23 protein-coding genes and 1 pseudogene are annotated in these 17,691 nt (G+C 55.5%); 4 read left to right on the top strand and 20 right to left on the bottom strand.

The window, feature by feature from the left end:
* Positions 1-118: 118 nt before the first annotated feature.
* Positions 119-523, bottom strand: a complete 405-nt coding sequence (locus tag J9889_RS10925; protein ID WP_210556686.1) for a hypothetical protein — start codon at positions 521-523, stop codon at positions 119-121.
* A 99-nt stretch (positions 524-622) separates the two neighbouring features.
* Here J9889_RS10925 and J9889_RS10920 point away from each other — a divergent pair, with 99 nt between their 5' ends.
* The 4 genes from J9889_RS10920 to J9889_RS10905 all read left to right on the top strand — a co-directional run bounded on the left by J9889_RS10920 (position 623) and on the right by J9889_RS10905 (position 4,696).
* A complete protein-coding gene (locus tag J9889_RS10920) occupies positions 623-835 on the top strand; it encodes an AlpA family phage regulatory protein (protein WP_052815957.1) in 213 nt (70 codons plus the stop codon).
* 13 nt (positions 836-848) lie between these two features.
* Positions 849-2,426, top strand: a complete 1,578-nt coding sequence (locus tag J9889_RS10915) for a YfjI family protein (protein ID WP_210556684.1) — start codon at positions 849-851, stop codon at positions 2,424-2,426.
* 535 nt (positions 2,427-2,961) lie between these two features.
* Entirely contained in the window at positions 2,962-3,648 is a 687-nt protein-coding gene (locus J9889_RS10910; protein ID WP_185367401.1) for an inovirus Gp2 family protein, read from the top strand.
* 643 nt (positions 3,649-4,291) lie between these two features.
* Positions 4,292-4,696, top strand: coding sequence for an H-NS family nucleoid-associated regulatory protein (locus tag J9889_RS10905; protein WP_010673971.1), 405 nt, complete (start codon positions 4,292-4,294; stop codon positions 4,694-4,696).
* 62 nt (positions 4,697-4,758) lie between these two features.
* On the opposite strand, the gene J9889_RS10900 is transcribed toward J9889_RS10905, so the two are convergent.
* From J9889_RS10900 to J9889_RS24080, 19 genes and pseudogenes are all read right to left on the bottom strand, one after another.
* Positions 4,759-5,997, bottom strand: a complete 1,239-nt coding sequence (locus J9889_RS10900) for an integrase domain-containing protein (protein WP_210556682.1) — start codon at positions 5,995-5,997, stop codon at positions 4,759-4,761.
* 230 nt (positions 5,998-6,227) lie between these two features.
* Positions 6,228-7,403 carry a site-specific integrase gene (locus tag J9889_RS10895; protein WP_143237260.1) on the bottom strand — a complete coding sequence of 392 codons (1,176 nt, stop codon included), beginning with the start codon at positions 7,401-7,403 and terminating at the stop codon, positions 6,228-6,230.
* Positions 7,370-7,567 (bottom strand): hypothetical protein, encoded by a 198-nt coding sequence (locus J9889_RS10890; protein WP_042642185.1) that lies wholly within the window; start codon positions 7,565-7,567, stop codon positions 7,370-7,372. Before J9889_RS10890 ends, J9889_RS10895 begins: the two co-directional genes overlap by 34 nt.
* On the bottom strand, positions 7,560-7,997 hold the full coding sequence (locus tag J9889_RS10885; RefSeq protein WP_111873678.1) for a hypothetical protein: 438 nt from the start codon (positions 7,995-7,997) through the stop codon (positions 7,560-7,562). The genes J9889_RS10890 and J9889_RS10885 overlap by 8 nt, the downstream gene beginning before the upstream one ends.
* Positions 7,998-8,133: 136 nt before the next feature.
* Entirely contained in the window at positions 8,134-8,268 is a 135-nt protein-coding gene (locus J9889_RS24510; protein WP_282597945.1) for a hypothetical protein, read from the bottom strand.
* Complete coding sequence (locus J9889_RS10880; RefSeq protein ID WP_210556680.1) at positions 8,265-9,074, bottom strand: phage antirepressor N-terminal domain-containing protein; 810 nt, start codon at positions 9,072-9,074, stop codon at positions 8,265-8,267. The genes J9889_RS24510 and J9889_RS10880 overlap by 4 nt, the downstream gene beginning before the upstream one ends.
* A gap of 277 nt (positions 9,075-9,351) precedes the next feature.
* Positions 9,352-9,570, bottom strand: coding sequence for a hypothetical protein (locus J9889_RS10875; RefSeq protein WP_042027561.1), 219 nt, complete (start codon positions 9,568-9,570; stop codon positions 9,352-9,354).
* Positions 9,534-9,887 carry a hypothetical protein gene (locus tag J9889_RS10870; protein ID WP_210556679.1) on the bottom strand — a complete coding sequence of 118 codons (354 nt, stop codon included), beginning with the start codon at positions 9,885-9,887 and terminating at the stop codon, positions 9,534-9,536. The genes J9889_RS10875 and J9889_RS10870 overlap by 37 nt, the downstream gene beginning before the upstream one ends.
* The gene (locus tag J9889_RS10865) at positions 9,884-10,228 is read right to left on the bottom strand and encodes a hypothetical protein (protein WP_171269035.1); all 345 of its coding nucleotides are present in this window, start codon (positions 10,226-10,228) and stop codon (positions 9,884-9,886) included. The genes J9889_RS10870 and J9889_RS10865 overlap by 4 nt, the downstream gene beginning before the upstream one ends.
* Positions 10,225-11,136: a recombination-associated protein RdgC gene (gene rdgC, locus J9889_RS10860; protein ID WP_210556677.1), complete on the bottom strand. Its 912-nt coding sequence runs from the start codon at positions 11,134-11,136 to the stop codon at positions 10,225-10,227. The genes J9889_RS10865 and rdgC overlap by 4 nt, the downstream gene beginning before the upstream one ends.
* A gap of 20 nt (positions 11,137-11,156) precedes the next feature.
* Positions 11,157-11,336 (bottom strand): hypothetical protein, encoded by a 180-nt coding sequence (locus J9889_RS10855; protein ID WP_109422291.1) that lies wholly within the window; start codon positions 11,334-11,336, stop codon positions 11,157-11,159.
* Positions 11,337-11,394: 58 nt separating this feature from the next.
* Positions 11,395-11,979, bottom strand: a complete 585-nt coding sequence (locus J9889_RS10850; RefSeq protein ID WP_210556675.1) for an MT-A70 family methyltransferase — start codon at positions 11,977-11,979, stop codon at positions 11,395-11,397.
* The gene (locus J9889_RS10845) at positions 11,976-13,016 is read right to left on the bottom strand and encodes a hypothetical protein (RefSeq protein WP_210556673.1); all 1,041 of its coding nucleotides are present in this window, start codon (positions 13,014-13,016) and stop codon (positions 11,976-11,978) included. Before J9889_RS10845 ends, J9889_RS10850 begins: the two co-directional genes overlap by 4 nt.
* 49 nt (positions 13,017-13,065) lie before the next feature.
* Positions 13,066-14,154 carry a hypothetical protein gene (locus J9889_RS10840; protein WP_210556671.1) on the bottom strand — a complete coding sequence of 363 codons (1,089 nt, stop codon included), beginning with the start codon at positions 14,152-14,154 and terminating at the stop codon, positions 13,066-13,068.
* 48 nt (positions 14,155-14,202) lie between these two features.
* Positions 14,203-16,131: a recombinase RecT gene (locus J9889_RS10835; protein WP_210556670.1), complete on the bottom strand. Its 1,929-nt coding sequence runs from the start codon at positions 16,129-16,131 to the stop codon at positions 14,203-14,205.
* Complete coding sequence (locus J9889_RS10830; RefSeq protein WP_210556668.1) at positions 16,128-16,973, bottom strand: PD-(D/E)XK nuclease-like domain-containing protein; 846 nt, start codon at positions 16,971-16,973, stop codon at positions 16,128-16,130. The genes J9889_RS10835 and J9889_RS10830 overlap by 4 nt, the downstream gene beginning before the upstream one ends.
* The gene (locus tag J9889_RS10825; RefSeq protein WP_171269029.1) at positions 16,970-17,335 is read right to left on the bottom strand and encodes a hypothetical protein; all 366 of its coding nucleotides are present in this window, start codon (positions 17,333-17,335) and stop codon (positions 16,970-16,972) included. Before J9889_RS10825 ends, J9889_RS10830 begins: the two co-directional genes overlap by 4 nt.
* A gap of 2 nt (positions 17,336-17,337) precedes the next feature.
* On the bottom strand, positions 17,338-17,529 hold the full coding sequence (locus J9889_RS10820; protein WP_210556666.1) for a hypothetical protein: 192 nt from the start codon (positions 17,527-17,529) through the stop codon (positions 17,338-17,340).
* Between the two features lie 40 nt (positions 17,530-17,569).
* Positions 17,570-17,691 (bottom strand): annotated as a pseudogene (locus J9889_RS24080) (IS630 family transposase); the annotation flags it as partial.

Below are 17,691 nucleotides of genomic sequence, written 5' to 3'. Positions count from 1 at the left end.
TGGTGGGCATTCCCGCGGAATGCATGGTGTTTTTGCTCATGGGGGGAGCGTATCTAAGGAGCAGGATCAAGCAAGCAGGAAAGTGGGATCAAGAGACGATCGTCTCATTTTTCCTGTGTCAATACTGTTCCGGTGAATACTTACTTTCATTTGAATAACTTTTAAAAATAAAAATGTCGACGCAAATTAAAGGAATTAATGCGTTGCCAATATAGTTTTGGATGGGGTCCTCGTAGAGGACATCAAGAACATTAGGCTGTCTAGCAAGAGCGTAGTACACGCTTTCTATTATATCGAAATGATTTACATCCATTTTGGGTGGCAAATCGCAACCAATATGCAGCAGCTTGAATATCTTCTCTAGTCTTCTAGTGGGGTCATTTGGGTTTGTTTTTGTTTGTAATTCTTTACGATGCGAATCAAAGCTAGCTTTGTTGGCTTCCTCGGTTGGGCGGGCCTTGCTTCTGAGTCCAAGAGTTTTTTCTACAGAGTAGATAAGTGCTGCGAAACGATGTTTTTTCATGATTTACCTTTTGTAGCCGTAGTTTGCCCCCCTGACGTTACCCGATAGGCTAGCCATAATGCGAGCTCATTCAATCAGGCGCTAGAAGGACATCACGTAATGTCAGAGACAATAGATCGCTTCATTAGAATGCGTGAGCTCAAGGAGATGATTAGCCTATCGAGATCAAGCATTTACGACAAGCTCAATGCCAAGTCTCCTCGGCATGACCCCAGCTTTCCGAGGGCGGTTAAGCTTGGGGTATCAGCCATAGGCTGGCGTCAGAGTGAGATCCACCAATGGATTAAAACTAGGTCAAAAAACAGTCAATAGATGGAGGTTAGCTATGAATCAGTACAGAGCAATTGAAGATGTCATCGAGAGGCTAGACCAGTCCCTTTGGGATCCACTGGATGTCGTAGCCTATAGAACAAAGGCTCCGAAATTTATGATCTTGACTCAGATGCTGTCTGTTATCGGAATCGCATCACAGCAGCTGGTAGACATTAGCCCCAAAAGCGGGATGAAAATACCGACATCACTTTACACTCTCATTCTAGCGGGTTCCGGTGAGCGAAAAAGTTCGGTCGATAGAATACTGATGAAACCAGTCCGTGAATTTGAGAAATGGCTGAGTGAGCAGGCAGAGCATGCACAGCAGAGGTATGAGGTGGATCTTGAATTGTGGTGTATGAAGCAAAAAGTGCTAAAGAAGGAATTAGATGAAATGTGTAAACAGGGTGAGGATCAGCCCACCCTGATAGAGGCATGGCGTACTCACAATTTGAGTAAACCTACTTCACCAATAGCTAGTAGAATTTTAGCTGAAGATGTAACAGTCGCAAAACTGAAGTCAATTTTAGCAGGTAAAAATACGTCATTAGCACTAGTGTCCGATGAAGCCGGAACGCTGCTTTCGAGTGATTTGATGAAAGATAATGCATTATTCAACTCATTATGGTCAGGTCAAACTATACGGGTAGACAGAGCCAACGCTACTGAAGTTCATATCGAAGGTGCACGTTTGACCTTAAGCATGCAAATCCAGCCTGATATATACAAAGCATTCAGGGTCAAAAACGGTGATGCGATGAGAAGTTCAGGATTAGATGCTCGAATTCTACTATGCGAGCCTGAATCAGAAATTGGTTATCGCCGAGAAGATAGAGATGACAACCCATTATTAGAAGATGATGCTAAATTAGGGCGATTTAGTTCAAGGGTTGATACTCTGCTAAAAGAAGGAATAGAAAATAGATTGCAAGGTAAGCCTAGGCATTGCCTAGCATTGACAGATAGGGCTAAGAAGTTATGGCTTGATAAATTCAATGACATTGAATATGAACAAAGGGATGGTGAATATCTAGAGCACTATAGAGATTTTGGTTCAAAGTTCATGGAGCAAGCCTCTAGAATTGCAGCCGTACTTCATGTCTTTGAACATGACGACTATAGTAGTGTGCTTGTTGATTATGACACTATGAAAACTGCAATACAGTTGGCTGAAATATACTTGCATCAGGCAATGATAATTTTTAGGGCTCCTGAGGCTAGAGAGTATCTGGACATGACTCATGTTAATAAATTGTTGGAATGGATAATTCAAAATTGGAAGGGAACATTGATTTTAAAAAGTGAGATCAGACGAAGTGGCCCCCACTGTGTACGTAATTTGGATAAGTTGGAGGACGCGCTTGAAGTTCTTATTGCTAGAGGGGATGTGATTTGCTACAAGAAGAAACAGTCTATATATATTTGTTTATCTTGGAGGAAATATCCACGTTATGCTCGCCGATCGACATTGAACACTCCGGATGGCACTCATATTAATAAGCTTTCTGAATATTTTGGAAGGTATGACTCACGCATCGCATCAATAAGAAAATTAAGTGTGCCAGTTATAGATATCCTAGGATCTTATTAACAGTATCGTCTGCTCTATGGTCCAGTATCGAAATGTGAATATTTATCGATTAGATTAATTAACTTAAGAGTTGTTTTAAGCATGTCTTTGCCACAATATCATACATTATTTAAACATATTGATGCTTACATTCAATGATACATATATCTATTTTGATTTGTGCGGGTGTGTAAAAATACATCATTGGTTGGTATATGTATTATATACTAATATTATCACTCATTATTAACTCACCACCCGATACACTGTGCTACCTAGCACCAAGTATAACGTGATGGCTACGCTTATATACGCATGCCTCTAAGCATGCAACACTATAGGAGACGTATGCGCTACTAATGGTGTCTCACACACCACATTATAACCTGTTACGTTAAATGTATTTGCGTAATAAAAACAAGCCATTAATAGATATCGTGCGATAGCACCATAACTCTGCATTCATTAATACAGGGTAGGGACATCTACACTCACTCACCTTCTATAGCCTATCGCTAGGAAGGTGAGTGTTAATTAAATTAATAAAGAGATAGCTATGTTGAACCACTTACAACGTTCGGTATTCAAGATGAAGCAGTTTATTAGCCAATGTGAAGACTGCTACGGCCCCATGAATTACACCTATTTGAGGCGTAGCCTAGATGTTGTTTCCGATACCCTTGCCAGGTGTCCTCGCGTTTATGCTCTGCGGATAGATCTGCGCTTCGCTGTTGAGTCACCGGATGATGATGCTGATACGCTAACCTGTTTACAGCGTTCTGACCCATCAGTGATTACTCGCTTTATGGAGTCCCTGAAAAGCCAGCTACGTGCGGACCATTATCGTCAGAAGCGACGTGGTACTCCATCTCTACCGGCCTTTATCTGGTGTCGGGAGCAGGACTCCTCAGCATCTCCCCATTACCACCTGATGCTGCTCTTTAACAAAGACGTCTATGCCTTCTTGGGAGACTATCGGGACTATGACGCTAACAACATGGGAACCAGGATCCAGAAGGCGTGGTGCAGCGCTCTGAGCCTCCCTTATCCTGATAACGCGACGTTAGTGAATTTTCCTGATAATCCGCAGTACCGGTTTGATCGCAAGTCAGTCCGAGATAGAGATGATAACTTCAACGCATTTCTATTTCGTATGGCGTACCTGAGTAAAAAGAATACGAAGAGCGGCGGCGATGGTTATCGAAACTTCGGTACCAGCCAACTGACCCGAGCTGAGCATTGATTTATTAGGGTGGCAAATGAAGCTTGCATCAAGTGTGTTTACAGATACCCGATCGTTACGGTCGGCATTAAAGGGATTGTCATCGGAGGATTTGTTAGCACTGAATGCTGAAATCGAGGCGATAGCGCTGGAGCGCATTGAGGAAGAGGAGGCTGCGAGGGTAAGAGCACATGAGCGGCAGCAGGTGATCGCTGACATTAAAGAATTGCTCGCTTTAGAGCGTATTAATCCTGAAGAGCTGTTAGCGTTCACCAGATGCCCTGTAAGCTCGTCTAAGCGAAGCCGGAAACTTGGGTAGTATAAACAACAGCTGCTTCTGTATGAACGTTCTAGTAGCATTTACGGAGATGACTAGTCTGTTAAGCACAGCGAGGGGACCAATCCCCTCGTTTTTATGTGTTGCGTATAAATACAACAAATTCAAATGGACACTGATGACGACAGAATGCTAAAACGATAATTAATGGCATTTGCATCGATGAGGTGTAATAGCGTAAAATTCAACACTGTTATTACTACCTGAATCGTGCTGTTCACTATTCAGACCAGTCACCAGAACGATCCAGATTGAAAGACCTATATCACCAGAGTCAGTAGCTATCCATGTGGCTGACGGTGTGCCCCTTATTGAGAGATCTTAATCATGACTGAATTTCTGAAAGTGTTGCTGAATATTCGTAGCTTGCGGGCTGCATTGCGTGAGCTCTCCTTTGAACAGTTGCAAGAAGCGAATGAGAAGTTCTCCTCGATTTATAACGAGCGGGTTGCTGAGATAGAAAAGACCCGCGCAGCCGATGCCGAGCGTTTGGCCAAGCTGGCCGAATTCCAAGCAATGCTGGCTGATGCTGGCATTGACCCTACTGAGCTCGTACAGGGCGTTCCAGCCGGGAAAGCTCAACGTGATGGCACGAAACGTGCTCCGCGTCCGCCGAAGTATCGTTATATGGCAAATGGTGAAGAGCGCACCTGGACCGGCCAGGGACGCACTCCTAAAGCGTTGGCCGCCATGCTGGAGCAAGGCAGGCAGTTGGAAGAATTCCTGATTTGATGTCAAAAGGACTGGCTAACCAGTCCTTTTTCTATTGCGTTGTTGAGTTATTGAAACTTAGCTCAGCTGACATTTGACGATGGCAACCACGTCAGTGCTGAACCGACTCTGGATGCTGCATCGATATATTCTGACCACCAGACCATCATTTCTCGGCGACGTTCCAGATAATCCGTGCGGTTGTATGCGCTACGGACTTCATCTTTGTCAGAGTGCGCCAAGGCAGCTTCTATAACGTCTCGATCAAATCCTCTCTCGTTCAGGGTGGTGCTGCCCAAGGCTCGCAGGCCGTGAGCGACCAAGGTCCCTTCATATCCCATTCTTTTCAAGGCCGCATTGGCTGTTTGCTCGTTGGTGTGCGTTTTAGGATTACGGATACCAGGGAAGATAAATTCACGATGGCCGCTGATCGGTCGCATGAGGTCCAGGTAGGCAAGTGTCTGCGGCGTCAAGGGCACGTCATGACCTCTGCGCTTCTTCATTCTCTCTGGTGGGATCCGCCAGAGTTTCTTTTCCATATCGATCTCTGCCCACCTTGCTCCGGCCGCCTCGCTGGGGCGAGCCAAGGTATGCAGGCTCCATTCGATGAGGCAGCGGGTCTGCAAATTGATGCTGGCCTTCGATAGCCTGTTCATCAGTTCTGGTAACTGGTTGGGGTTAATGCTGGGCATGTGCTGTTTGGCTGGCCGCTGAAACACCTTGCTGATCCCCGAGCAAGGGTTGGCGTCGATCAGACCAGAGTTAACAGCAAAGGTCATGATCTCGTTCACCCGTTGCGTGAGGCGACGCACGGTTTCGAGTTTTCCAGCAGCAGCGATGGGCTCGATGATCTTGATGGCTCGCTGTGCCTTTATTTCCATAACGGGCACTGTGCCTATCTCGGGGAACAGGTACATTTCGAGAGAACGCCAGAGATCCTCGGCATATGCCGGGGTGACGGAAGGGCGCTTAACATCAAACCAGCGCTTGGCGACGGCTTCAAAGGTGTGCTCGCTCTGTGATAACGCAGCGGATGCCTGCTCATCACGATGGTGTTGGGGATCGATGTTTTGTTGCAGCAACGTTTTGGCTTCGAAGCGTTTCTCTCTCGCTTCAGCCAACGACATCTCCGGCCAGGAGCCAAAGCTGATCATGTTTCTCTGTTTAGTTAGGGGGCGGTAGTAACGCAGGCGCCACAACTTGGAGCCATTGGGCTTGATGACGAGCTCCAGACCAGCCCCGTCGCAGAGGGTGTATTCCTTCTCTTTGGGCTTGGCTGCTTTGATCTCGGTTGGGGATAAGGGACGGGTGATACGAGGCATAGGCATACGCTCCGGAAGGCATACAAAACGATATGCCTAACGATATGCCTAAAAGGGCTGGATGGCAACGCACCCCATTGGACAGCATAAGACAACAAAAAACCCGCAAAGCCTTATGCTATGCGGGTTTCTTGGACTTCGTTGGTCACTGTTGGACCGGTATTTGGTGGAGCTGGGGGGATTTGAACCCCCGGACTGTGCAGCTTTACCAATTGAACTATAAGACTTTTTTATTTTCCGGTTGGATTTTGGATCAGGATTGGCGCTTTTGCTGTCTGGCCGTCGTACTCGGCAAGGTAGGATCCGTAGTGCCGAAACAGCATCTCTGGCCCCTTGTGTCCCATCTGGGTGGAGAGCCAAAACAGGTTGCAGCCGCGGCTGATGTTGGCGGTGGCGAAGGTGTGGCGGGTTTGGTAGAGGTGGCGGTAGCGAACGCCTGACCGCTTGAGGGTGTAGAGCCAGGCTTTCTTCCTGATGGCGTCGGCCCCGGCCCAGGGCTGGTTGAGCTTGGGGTCGTCAAAGACATACTCCCCCCGCATGAAGGTGAAGCGCTTCTGGCTGGTCAGCGCCGCCAGCGCCTCGCCGGTCAGTTCGATGGTGCGAGTTCCGGCCCGGGTCTTGGTGGTCTTGATGACTCCGACCACTTTGGCGCGAGATACCTGCACGGTGTTACCGATCCAGTCGATGGCCTCCCAGCGAAGGGCGCACAGCTCGGACGGCCGCATCCCGGTTGCGAACGCGAAGGCGAACAGGTTGGCCCACTGCTCATTGATGCCGTGGGCTGTCGAGAGGATGGCGGACACTTCCTCCGGGGTGAAGGGGTCAACGTCCTTGGCTCCCTGTTCGGGAACTGAACTCCCGTCCAAATACCGGGAAACGGTCACCAGAGAAACAGGGTTTGATGCCAGCAAACCATCCGTGACAGCCTCGTCGATGGCGCTGCGCAGGAACGACAGCCGGTTGCGGGCCGTCTTCGCGGTAGTGCCTCCCCTGATCAGCCAGTTTTTCACCTGGGCGGGGGTCAGCTCCGAGACGGTGATCCCGTGCAGATCGGCCAGCGCCTTGTGGCATTTGCGGTACCCAACCATCGTGGATGGGCTCAGCCCCCGGAGCTCACAACGCTGCAGGTACTCGTCCAGGTAGTCGGCCACCTTGGCGGCGATCGAGGCGCCGCCGAACATCCGCAGCTTCTTGGATTTCGGGAAGTAGTCGGCGTAGGCGAATTGACCCCGCTCTATCTTGCCCTGGATCTCCCCGAGCAGGCGGGAGGCGTAGCGCACGTTGGCGGTGGTGTTCGGCAAGTTGGACAGGGGCTCACGACAGCGAACCCCCTTGAACGTGAAGGTGATGTTGATCGTCTCCCCGCGGACCGTTACGCCGCGTGGGAGCTGTTTTTCATTGCCCACTTGGTTACCTCCGCGATGTTGACCCAACGCTCCTTTACCCCGTCCACGTTGACGATGTGAACCCCCAACTGCCATATCCCGCGCTGGATCCGCTTGTTGATGGTGTCCCGGTCGGTGAGCTCGATGGTGCTCAGGTAGGTGCTGAGCGGGATGGCGTCAGGCATTCTCATTATGATGAGCTGGCCCTGAATGTGGCTTTGCGCCGGGTCTGCTGCTGTTCCCATGGTTGTTGGTCCTCGTCAGTCTGGTGATTTCATCCCGGCCTGCTCGGTTGTAGAGGAAGCATTCCACCTGCTTCCTGCTGCTGACCGCCTGGTCAAGGCGGTACTCCCCGAACGCCGGGCGTTTGAGTTGGTGCTGGTTGGCCAGCCGGCCAATGGCCTGGGCGCTGACCCCCAGCTCCTTGCCCAGCTCGGTGGCGCTCCAGAGCTGGCCGGCAACCCGGGGCGCTTCGATGGGCAGGTCGAAGTGCGCCAGGATGCGGCCGATCTCGGCGAGCTTGGCCGATCGGGAAAGGGTGGGGGAGCGCACGGCGCTGACCAGCTCGTTGAGAAGCTGGCTGTCCTGGTCGATGGTCAGTTGAAGTTGCTGCATGGCGTGGCCCTCCTGTCCCAGAGGATGGGGCGCCGATTGAGTTGAAGGAAGGGCCGCTAATTCCGTAGCGGATCGTGGTGCCAACAAAAACCCCAGCAAGACGGCTGGGGTTTAGCTATCAGGGTTTGCTGCGCGGCTATGCGGCTGCGGCAAGATCTCTGAGGGTAAGCAACTGGCTCTCAATGGTGTGTCTCTCGATGGGAGAGAGGTCAACTGTTTCGAGGTAGTCGCCTAGTGCTTTGATGGCATCCTTGATCCGCTCGGTGTTCATGCAGCCACCTCCAGCTTGAAGCGCTCGATCACGCTGACGGGGTAGGCTTTCACCGTACCGTAGTTGGGGTCTTCAATGTCGATGATGTCGCCAGCCAATCCCATCTCCAGCGCAATCTTCTTGAGCCGGTTGGCTGTCTGGCGGCGGTTGCCACTCTCATCGATATAGAACTGCTCCAGCCCTGCGCCCTTGACGCTCTTGTGCTTGGCGCCAACCCCCAACTGCTCTTTGAGCGCCTCAACCTCCCGCTTGGTGTGGCCCAGCTTGGCCATTACAGATGCCTCTCGACTGCTGGAGATGCAAGCCTTGGTGCGGATCGCTTCATCGCGCTGGAGTTGGATCTGCTCTTTCTCTTTTTCGCTGGCAATCAAGTTCTCCAGCGCCTCGATGTAGGTCGAAGGCAGCTTGTGTTGTTCTTCAGCTACCGACTGACGATCTACTTTCCCTTTGGTCCAGTATTGCCACAGCACCTCGTCACACTCTTCCTGATAGGCCACCACCTTCTCGCGGATCTCGGGTGAGACCTTGCCAGGCTGAACAGAGTAGAGCCACGCTGGAAGCTTACGGAGTGGGAGGCAGGTTACTGCACGATTTTGGGTATCGCCGGGGAGCTGCGTGGTCATTTCGACCATGCAGCTATTGAACTTGGCGGTCATTTTTCGGTGCTGCGTTTTCCAATCCAGCCCCATGCCTTCAACCACAGGCTTCATCGGGACATAGGGATTGCCTTGGTGCTCGACCAGATAGAGGTTGTTACCGCGAAACGGGACATTGATAGGGGCGTTGATAGATATTGAGGTGTTCATGTTGCGATCTCCAAAGATTTGGGAGACGCCACCGGAAAGGCTAACTCTGGTGGCGAACTGAGCGGGATTAGCCTTACCGGGCAACAAAGTAAACCGGCGCTCCGAAGAGCTCCCACCCAGCCCGCCATAACTGACAGGTACTACTGGGCCGCACACAAAAAAACACGCGGGCGCGTGTTGTGCGCTTTGTTGCTGATGGGAGGCTAATCCCAGCACTGGATTTTGCCAGTGCGGGACCAGTATTGCCCAGTCAGCGCGGTGACGTCAAGAGAGATGGTTATGCCCGCCAGCCCCGGTACCCGATAAAGCCGGGATCCATGACTTGCCTGAACGGCAGGACTGGGAGGTGGGCTATCAGGGTCTTGAGCTGGGGGTTATCGGGTTGGCTGTCGATGGTGACCCGGGCGCCGGGGTTGATGCGGAGGTATCTGGCGCGGGTCTCTTCTGCTTCGGTGCGGGTCAGGCCGGGCTGAATGATAGGCTCGCGGAATCGCACGGCTCACCTCCTTGGTGCTTTGGTGCGGCTGCGAGCATGGCATCCCGTTGTGCGCGGGTGCCAAACCCGGTAGTCGCCGCTGTTGCTGCACTGATCATTGCCATGGTCGCCTCCACCGGCACCAACTGCCAGCCTTCCGGCGCGACCATATTGCTGACGTCAGCAATATGGTCTGGCAGCTTGCCCGCCAACACAGCATCGATACGATCAAGCAGGTCGCAACCCCGGTAGTGTTCGGAAATGGTCTGCGGTATCGAGGCGCCGATGTATCCGTGTAGATCTCGCAGTAGCTCTGTTATGCGTTGTTGTTCGCTCATACATCCCCCAGCATTCTGATTTCGTCGTCCGTCAGGCCGGCGGCCCGGGCCTTGTCCATCACCCGCAGGCGCTCGGCGTTGAGCGCGTCAGCGCGGCGATCTGCATCGTTGGGCTCGATGATGCTCACCGGCGCCAGCCAACTGCCTCGCACCTTCACGGCGATCTCCTTGCTGACGTTGGCGTCGCTCCCCTGGACGCCCTTGCGTGTCGCCATGCGTGCGGCGGTGGTTGCTGATCCGCAGACGTGGATCGGGTACTGATACCCACGCCCCTCGGCGAGGTCGGTGTTGGTGTAAACCACCCAGACCTCTTTGGTGTCGGTAATGGTGATGTCGGTCATAGCGGAGCCTCCTCACCACCCAGGGCATTAAACAGGGCCGGGATGAACTGGGAGAGCTCGCCGGTCACCAGTGCAAAGTCGGCGTCCATGCGGGCAACCGGATCCTCGCTGGTGATGTCGTCGTTCTGCTCGCGCAGCTCCTCGCTGAACTTGAGGCGCTTGATGGAGAGGTCATCACCCAGCACGAAGCTGAGGCGCTCACCCCAGTTCAGGGCCAACTTGGTGACCAGCTTGTCGTTGGCGAGGTGGTTTTTTACCTCGTCGGTCATCAGGTCTTGCTGTTTGAAGCGGGCGATGCCGCCATGCTGCTGGGCGCTGCGCAGCTCGGATTCATCCTCCAGCGTGAAGGCGGCGGGCAGATTGCCCTCCTGCAGCCACTCGGTCATGGTGATCTCGGGCGGGTTCTTGAGCGCCACCGGCACCACCGGCAGGGAGCCGATGGACTTGCGCAGCAGGGCCAGCACGTCGTCCGCCTTCTTGGCGGAGGAGGCATCGACCATCAGCAGGCCGTCTGCCGGGTTGATCCAGGCTAAGGTCTGGCTGGTGCGGCTGAATGCCCGGGGCAGCAGGGTGTGAAGCAGCTCCTCCTTGAGAGCCTCCTTCTCTTTCTTCTTGAGGGTGCGCCCCTGCTCGAACTCGATTACCCCGACTTTCTCTGCCAGTTGTTCCTTGATGACGTCGGTCGGCAGGATCTTGTCCTCGCGGCGGGCGCACAGCAGGATCTGGCCGTTGGCGGCATGGATCAGGGTGTGGCCGAGCTTGCCGAAGGGGCGGGTCCAGCCAAAGCGGGAAATATCCTGGCTGCCGCAGGGGGTGAAGGCACACGCCTCCAGTTGGTTTTCCAGCTGTTCGTCGGTCAACTCGAACGGGCGGGTGAAGCGGTAAACTTGAAGGTTTTTAAACCACATGGTCTGGGTCCTTTGGTCGGTTAGTTGCGGGCTTTCTTGGCCTGCAGGTCGTGGATCTTCTTGGCTGCGGCCTCGGCAGTTTGCCGGTCGCAGGTGATGCCGCCGGGCAGGATGAACTTGCCGGGCTGCTTGGGATCGGGCATGACGACGCCCAACCCGATGACTACTGCACCGCAGTAGGGGTTTTCCGTGGCTTTCATGGGGGTCCTCGACATACCCACCGTTCCTGTGGGGATAGCGTTGGATGGGTTGGGGGTATCAGGCTGCGGACTGCTCTGGTAGTGATGGGGATTCATTGCCCCAGCAATCCCAGCCTGGGGCTGCAGAGCGGGCAAAGAGCTCGATGCGTGGGACATCACCGCACAGTTTCTCGATCGCCTCTCGGCACTCGTGCGGCTTTTCGCTGTGGCGCCCCACCTTGGCTCGAATGACCGAGCGCACCGCCTTGTTTACTACCAGGTTGCTGACTTTGCCCTTGATGCCGATCAGGGCGCACTCCGCACCGGCCCGGGTTGCCCACCCCATACCGAAGTGGGGGTTGTCGTTTACGGTGCGCTTCTCCCACACCAAGCCGGTCATGGTCATGATCCGGAATCCCCAGGCTTGGCACAGGTCGATGGCCTCTTGTGGCATGCTGCCTACCCACCACATGACCAGCATGCAGTTGTCGTCTGCCAGCCTCGCCACTGGCAGCGCCTTCATGTCCTCTATCGATGTGACGCTGTACACCTGCGCAGCCCCGCTTTTCATTGAGCCGCCTGACTTCTTCGATTTGAATTGCCAAGCCGGATCCGCGTAGATCACCCGGTACTTGCGGCTGGTGCTGTGGATGTCGATTTTCATGCCGCTTTTCTCCCGGCGAGCCCCACCAGTTTACGCGCTCGTGTCTGCTTGAGACTGTCTTTCACCTTGAGCGGGGTCAGACTGTGGTCGATGGCGTCCAGTTCTGCCAGCGCAGCAGACAGCGCGTCCATGTCCTTGGTCAGCTCGGCGTTTTTGAGCGTCGCCCCACCAACGTCAAACAGGCAGCTTTCTTTGTATTGCTCGAACAGGTACTTCTTGACCTCTTTCGGCATGGCCTTTTGCTTAACCAGGCCTACATCTCCGCTTTGCAGCGGCACCGCATCCCAGTGATACCCAGCAGATGTTTCAACCCGGTAGATATACATGTGATCACGACTTATCAGCTCGTCACCTGTAGGCTTGAATGTTTCAGCCACCACGCACGGGCGCCGGTATAGGTAGTAATGGATGCCAGCAGCCTCGATGATCTTTTCCACTTGCAGCCCTTCCAGCATCATCCGGTGCTGGGTGTTCGTGATCGCATCCTTGGCTTGCAGCACAGACCTGGTAGCACGCATGAGCAGGCTTTCGGTGCGCTGGAGTTTCATTTTCAGTTCGTTGAGCTCTGTTTCGCGCTTGGCGCCTGAGTCTTCCAGGCGCTTGATGCGCTCGCGCAGCTTCTTCATCTCTGGCTTTGCGCGGTGCCACTCGTCAGCATCGCGCTTATAGGCATCACGCTGGGTCGCCACCTGGGCGCTTGCTACTTCTATCTTGCGTACCTTGTCCTCGTCCTGTCGTCGGGCTGCAATCAGGCGGGAGCTCTGGATCTTGAGTTCGTTGTGCTGATTGCGCTCGCCATCGAGTTCGAGGTTGGCAGCACTAAGGCGATCATAGAGTGCATTCTCGCTATCAATCATGCAGTTGGAGGCCGTGATTATGGCCTCGGAGTTGCTGATTACCAGAGCCCGCAGGCCCTGCAGAGCGGCTCGGGTTGTGTCATTAGTGGTGCTGGCCAGCAGGTCAATCTGGGCCAGAATGGCGGCGGCAGCGGCATTGGCCACCTCTCCGGCTGTGATGCCGGTGGTTTGTTCGGTCATGGTTGGTCCTCTGGGAGAGCAAAAGCCCCGTTGGCAGCGGGGCGGGTGATCAGTAGTTGATGGATAGGTGCTCGATCTTGTTGCTGGCGATGTGCTTGATGAGGTTGATGGCTTTCCCCTCATCGATCCCCAAGCCCATCAGGTCCATCAGGATGGCGTTGTTGATGGTGCGGCGGTGCTCCATATCGGCGGCGCGCGCAGCATCCTCTGCGGCTTTCTGGCGCTGCTCGTCGGCGATGCGCTGACGCTCTTGTTCTGCGGCGCGGGCGGCAGCCTCTTCCGCCTGGTGTGCGGCGTTGGCTTCGGCCTGCTGGCGGGCCAGCTCGGCGGCTTCGGCATCGCGCCGGGCTTGTTCTTCACGTTCACGGGCGGCCTGGGCTTGGCGCTGTGCCTCCTGCTCGCGGTGCTGGGCGGCTTCACGCTCCAAGCGCTGGCGATTCTCTTCCTGAAGGCGGGCTTGCTCCGCCGCCTGCTCGGCTATCAGGCGCTCGCGGTCTATGCGATCCTGTTCGGCCTGCTTCTGGCGCAGCTGCTCCAGCTCTGCCTGCTCGGCTTCGTACTTCTGGCGGGCTGCCAGGGCCTCGCCGAGGCGCTTGGCGGCGAGCTCCTTGGCTACGGTCGCCTGGGGCAGCAGCTCTTGCCAGGTGTCGTCCAGGGGGTTCTGCTCGGCCTCCTGCAGCATGGCCTGCAGGTTGGCGGCGGCGATCTCGATGCTGGCAGAGGATCCCAGTTCATTGAGGCGGGCCAGTCGGGATTGCAGTGCTGCCACCCGGGCCTCCTCTGCCGCTTCGTACTGGGTGAGCGGGGCGCGCACCTCGTCTTTCAAGGTGTCCAGGGTGTCGCGCAGGGTTTTGCGGTTGGCGTCGATGCGCTTGGGGATCTCCTTGTACTGGTCGGTCAGCTCTTTGCCGAGCCCGTCCAGGTAGGTCTTGGTGCGGGCAACGGCATGGGCGACGCTGGCGATCTCCTTGCGCCCCTTGGGGGTGGTGATGTCGGGTACCAGGCTGGTTGCCTTCTGGCGGATGTCGGCCAGCAGTTCAGCCACGCCCTGGCCCTCGGTGAACAGGGCGACGGCGGTAGTGGGTTCGATCACAACCAGATGGGTCTGGGCGGTGTCGGTCTTGGCTTGTTCGGTCATGACGGGTCCTTAGGATTGAAAAGGCCCGCAGTGAGCGGGCCTGATGAGTTATTGCTGGGCGCCGTTCCCGGCACTGAGTTGCTTCTTGCGCTCGCCGGCGATCTGCTTGATACCTGCGATGATGTTCTGGTCGCCGGTTTCGTTGGCCCAGGTCCAAGCGGTGGTGTAGGCCTGCTGCCATTCGGTGGTATCACATGCCCCCTCGATGGCGGCGCAGTGGTCGGCGTAGGCGTTGGCGTGGTCCGCCTGGGCGGGTTCGGCCATCTGCTCATGCTCCAGGGTGACCGATTCGGTGCTCTGGCCGCGGATGGCATCCAGGGTGCGGCTCTTTGCCGGTGCGCCATGCTGCGGTTGGCTACCTGGGATCTCGTTGATGATGATCTCCTTGCCCTCCATCTCCTCGGCGGTGGGCTCGCTACCGATCTCCGGCCAGGCCTTGCGTAGCGCCTGCGCTTCTGTGCAATTTCCACACAGCATAGACAGCCCCTTGCGACGAACAACGATGACGCCGGATGGCACAGTGACGCACCATACTTGGCCACCTATGTTTGGTTGAATGGTTAGTGAGGCGCGGTTCTTCTCAACGCCCTTTACCACCGGAGAGCTGATGGTTTCCGAGAGTGTGAACCGGCTACATTGGCCAAGGTCGCTATTTTGAACAGCAGCAACGCTTATCGAGTAGCCAGCTTGCACGGCCAGCACCTCGAAGGCTTTAATGACATTGGCGTTCGACTGGTGTAACCGCCGCACCGAACCATTATGTGATCCGTCGAACTCCAAAAGGGCATCAACGACAATCCGCGCTTGGCGCACCGAAAGACTTAGCGCCCACTCAGGGCTTACAGATTTGTCGTGGCACATGATGCCGTTGACCAGCGCTGCGTCATATGTGAATGACTGTTTGTTACTGGTCGTAGTTATGGGACGATCACCACCGCTGATCCGGCCTGCATCCCGTTTTATTGTCTTTCGCATGTGCAACTTGAGTGAATCAAGTGCGAGCACCTTGTATGGGCGCGATACGGCGATGCGGTACTGGTGATAGCCGGTATGTGAACCATCCGCCAGCAAATACCCAACCAGAGCCAGCAGGGAATCTGAAAATGGTGCGTCTCCACGGTTTCCCAAAACTGTGCGAGGAATGCTCCATTTATCAGAATCCGTGGTGGCTTGCTCGTAAAGCAACCCCGCCTCGACCCTGCCCTGATTCGTGATCATGTCGTGATTTGGCGTCACGCAGAAATTTAGGCGAGTGCCATCGGCAACGACCATGGGGCCGTCATAACTCTGAACGAATGGTACAGCATCGGTGTATTCGAGTCCGGCATCGGTAACCTGCAAAATACGACCTGTAACTTGGGCGAATCGTTGGAACCCCTCGGAAGTAAGCACCTCAGTCTCCGAGTCAAAACATTTTGCCAGCTGGGCATACGGACGCTTACGCCACATGGCGTTGGGGCACTCGGTCTTTCCGCTCTGGGTTGCGTAGTTCTCCTTCCAGCGCTCCAGGGCGTGGAAGGCAACCCGCTGGCCATTGACCATCTTGAAGACGGTGTATTTGCACCATTGCGGGTAGGTGACCTTGATCTTGGCGCTTTGGTTGTAGGGGTCTTGGAACTCCTCGGTCACATCCGGTCCGAACACGGGTTCGTCGGCCCCCGCGTAGTTGCCGGAGCGATCGGCCTGGATCCGGTACATGCCGATCCCGGGCATAGGTACATCCCGCCAGACTTTCTCCTTGGAGCGGGCATCAGTCACCTGCATGGGGACGAGGTGGACCGGCTTGAGCAGAATATCCAGGCCGCGCGCCTTACAGTAGTCGATGGCCATGACCACCGAATCGGGGTTGGCTCCCGGGTAAATGGTGTTGCACAGGGCGTTCCAGGTCGGCTCGTCGATGCCTCGCTGGACAAGAATGGGGAACTGGGCGGCGAAGTTATCGGCCGCCTGCTGTTTGAGGCTGGTGATGTTGCTCATGCTGCTTTCCTTGTCGCCCAGGCTGGGCGCTGGAGGGGTTTGAAGTCGTGCCAGTCGTTGTTGACCCGGCAGTCGTGGAAGCGCTGGAGATCGCGGCGGAACAGGTCCTTGCCCGCATCCTTCCAGTCGTCGGGGAGGGGCCGCACCCGTACTGGGTAGCGGCCACAGTTCACGCTGGTGCTGACCGCCAGAAAGACGAATTCCGGCTCCTCGCCCATCACCCGGTGGAAGCCTTCGGAGTACATGGCATCCTGCACGTGGTAGCGGAAGTCCTCGACATGGCGCTCGAAGCGCCCCATATCGTCCACCGACTTCACGTCGATCATGATGGGGTGATTGCTCAGGTGGCGGTCGGGACGGATCCGGCACAGCTCCTGGGTCTGGGGGTCAATCCAGTAGAAGGAGGCCTCGCTGTGCCCTTCCTGCTCCAGCAGCCAGCGTGCGTCCGGGTGGGCCATCACGCTGTCGCGCATCAGGTAGAGCTTGCGTCCCTCCTCGGCATCCATCACCGTCTTGCCCAGCTCTGCGCAGTTGGCTAGGAACTCAGCCTCTTCTGCCTTGCCGGCGTTGGTGCGGCGGTTGAACGGTGGGGCGATGATGAAGCGGTCTTTGAACTCGTCGGGCTCCAGCAGCAGGCAGTGGATGGCGCTGCCCATGTCGAAGGCCTTGAGCTTCTCCTCATCTACCGGGGCATTCTTGGCCCAGATATAGGTGGCCGGACTCTCGGCTATCTGGTCGAGCTGGCTTTTGCTGACCCCGGGGCCAGCGTGGTACTCCTCGTTGGAGAGGCCGAACACCCGGCCAAGCGGGTGCGCGGCGGAGGTATCGGCGATGGCGTTCATGCTGCGCTCCTGTGTTGGTACTGCTCCCATTGCTCCTCGCTCATGGCGTCGTGCAGGGCGGCGAGGTGACTGCGCCAGGCGGCCTGGGCCAGGGCGGCCAGGACGGCGTCCATCAGCTGCCTGGTGAGCTGCATCAGCGGGGCAGGATCGCCCTCGGTCATCAGCAGGAACATCGCCTGGTTGAGCTGCAGGCCCTGGTCGTGGTTCACCTCGGCCAGCAGGGTGGACAGGTCGGTATCGAGTTCCCCGGCCAGTAGCAGGGGACGGTTGGCCGCGATCCACTCGGCGATCCACTCGGCCTTGGCGTTGGCCTCGGCCTCCTGGCTCTCCAGCAGAGCGAGCAGTGCGGTTTCGTTGGTCATGGCTACATCTCCATTTCCAGTCGCAGGGTGCGCCGTTCGTGATACTCCTCGATGGCACGGCGGGTGGCGGCCTTGGTCTTGGCCATCCGCTTTTGCTCGGCGGACGGGGCGGCGTCTACGTGGTACTTGCGGCGGGTGGGTGGCACCATCGCGCCGCGAAAGCCCATCAGCTGGGCTTCGGTCAGATTTTTCATGGTCTGGGTCCTGTGGTGGTTATACCAATCGGATTAAACATTAGGTCAGTTTTATCCAATCTCGGCTACAAAGTGACATCACCCGCTCCACATCGGCAATAAAGTGCTTCCAGGCCGATGTGCAGGCATCAAGGATGTCGTCGTAATCCTTGAAGCTGCGAT

Origin of the sequence: Aeromonas sp. PrichA-15, from assembly GCF_017939245.1 — a bacterium.
Classification (GTDB): domain Bacteria; phylum Pseudomonadota; class Gammaproteobacteria; order Enterobacterales; family Aeromonadaceae; genus Aeromonas; species Aeromonas caviae.
This window is presented reverse-complemented; position numbering and strand designations above follow the sequence as displayed.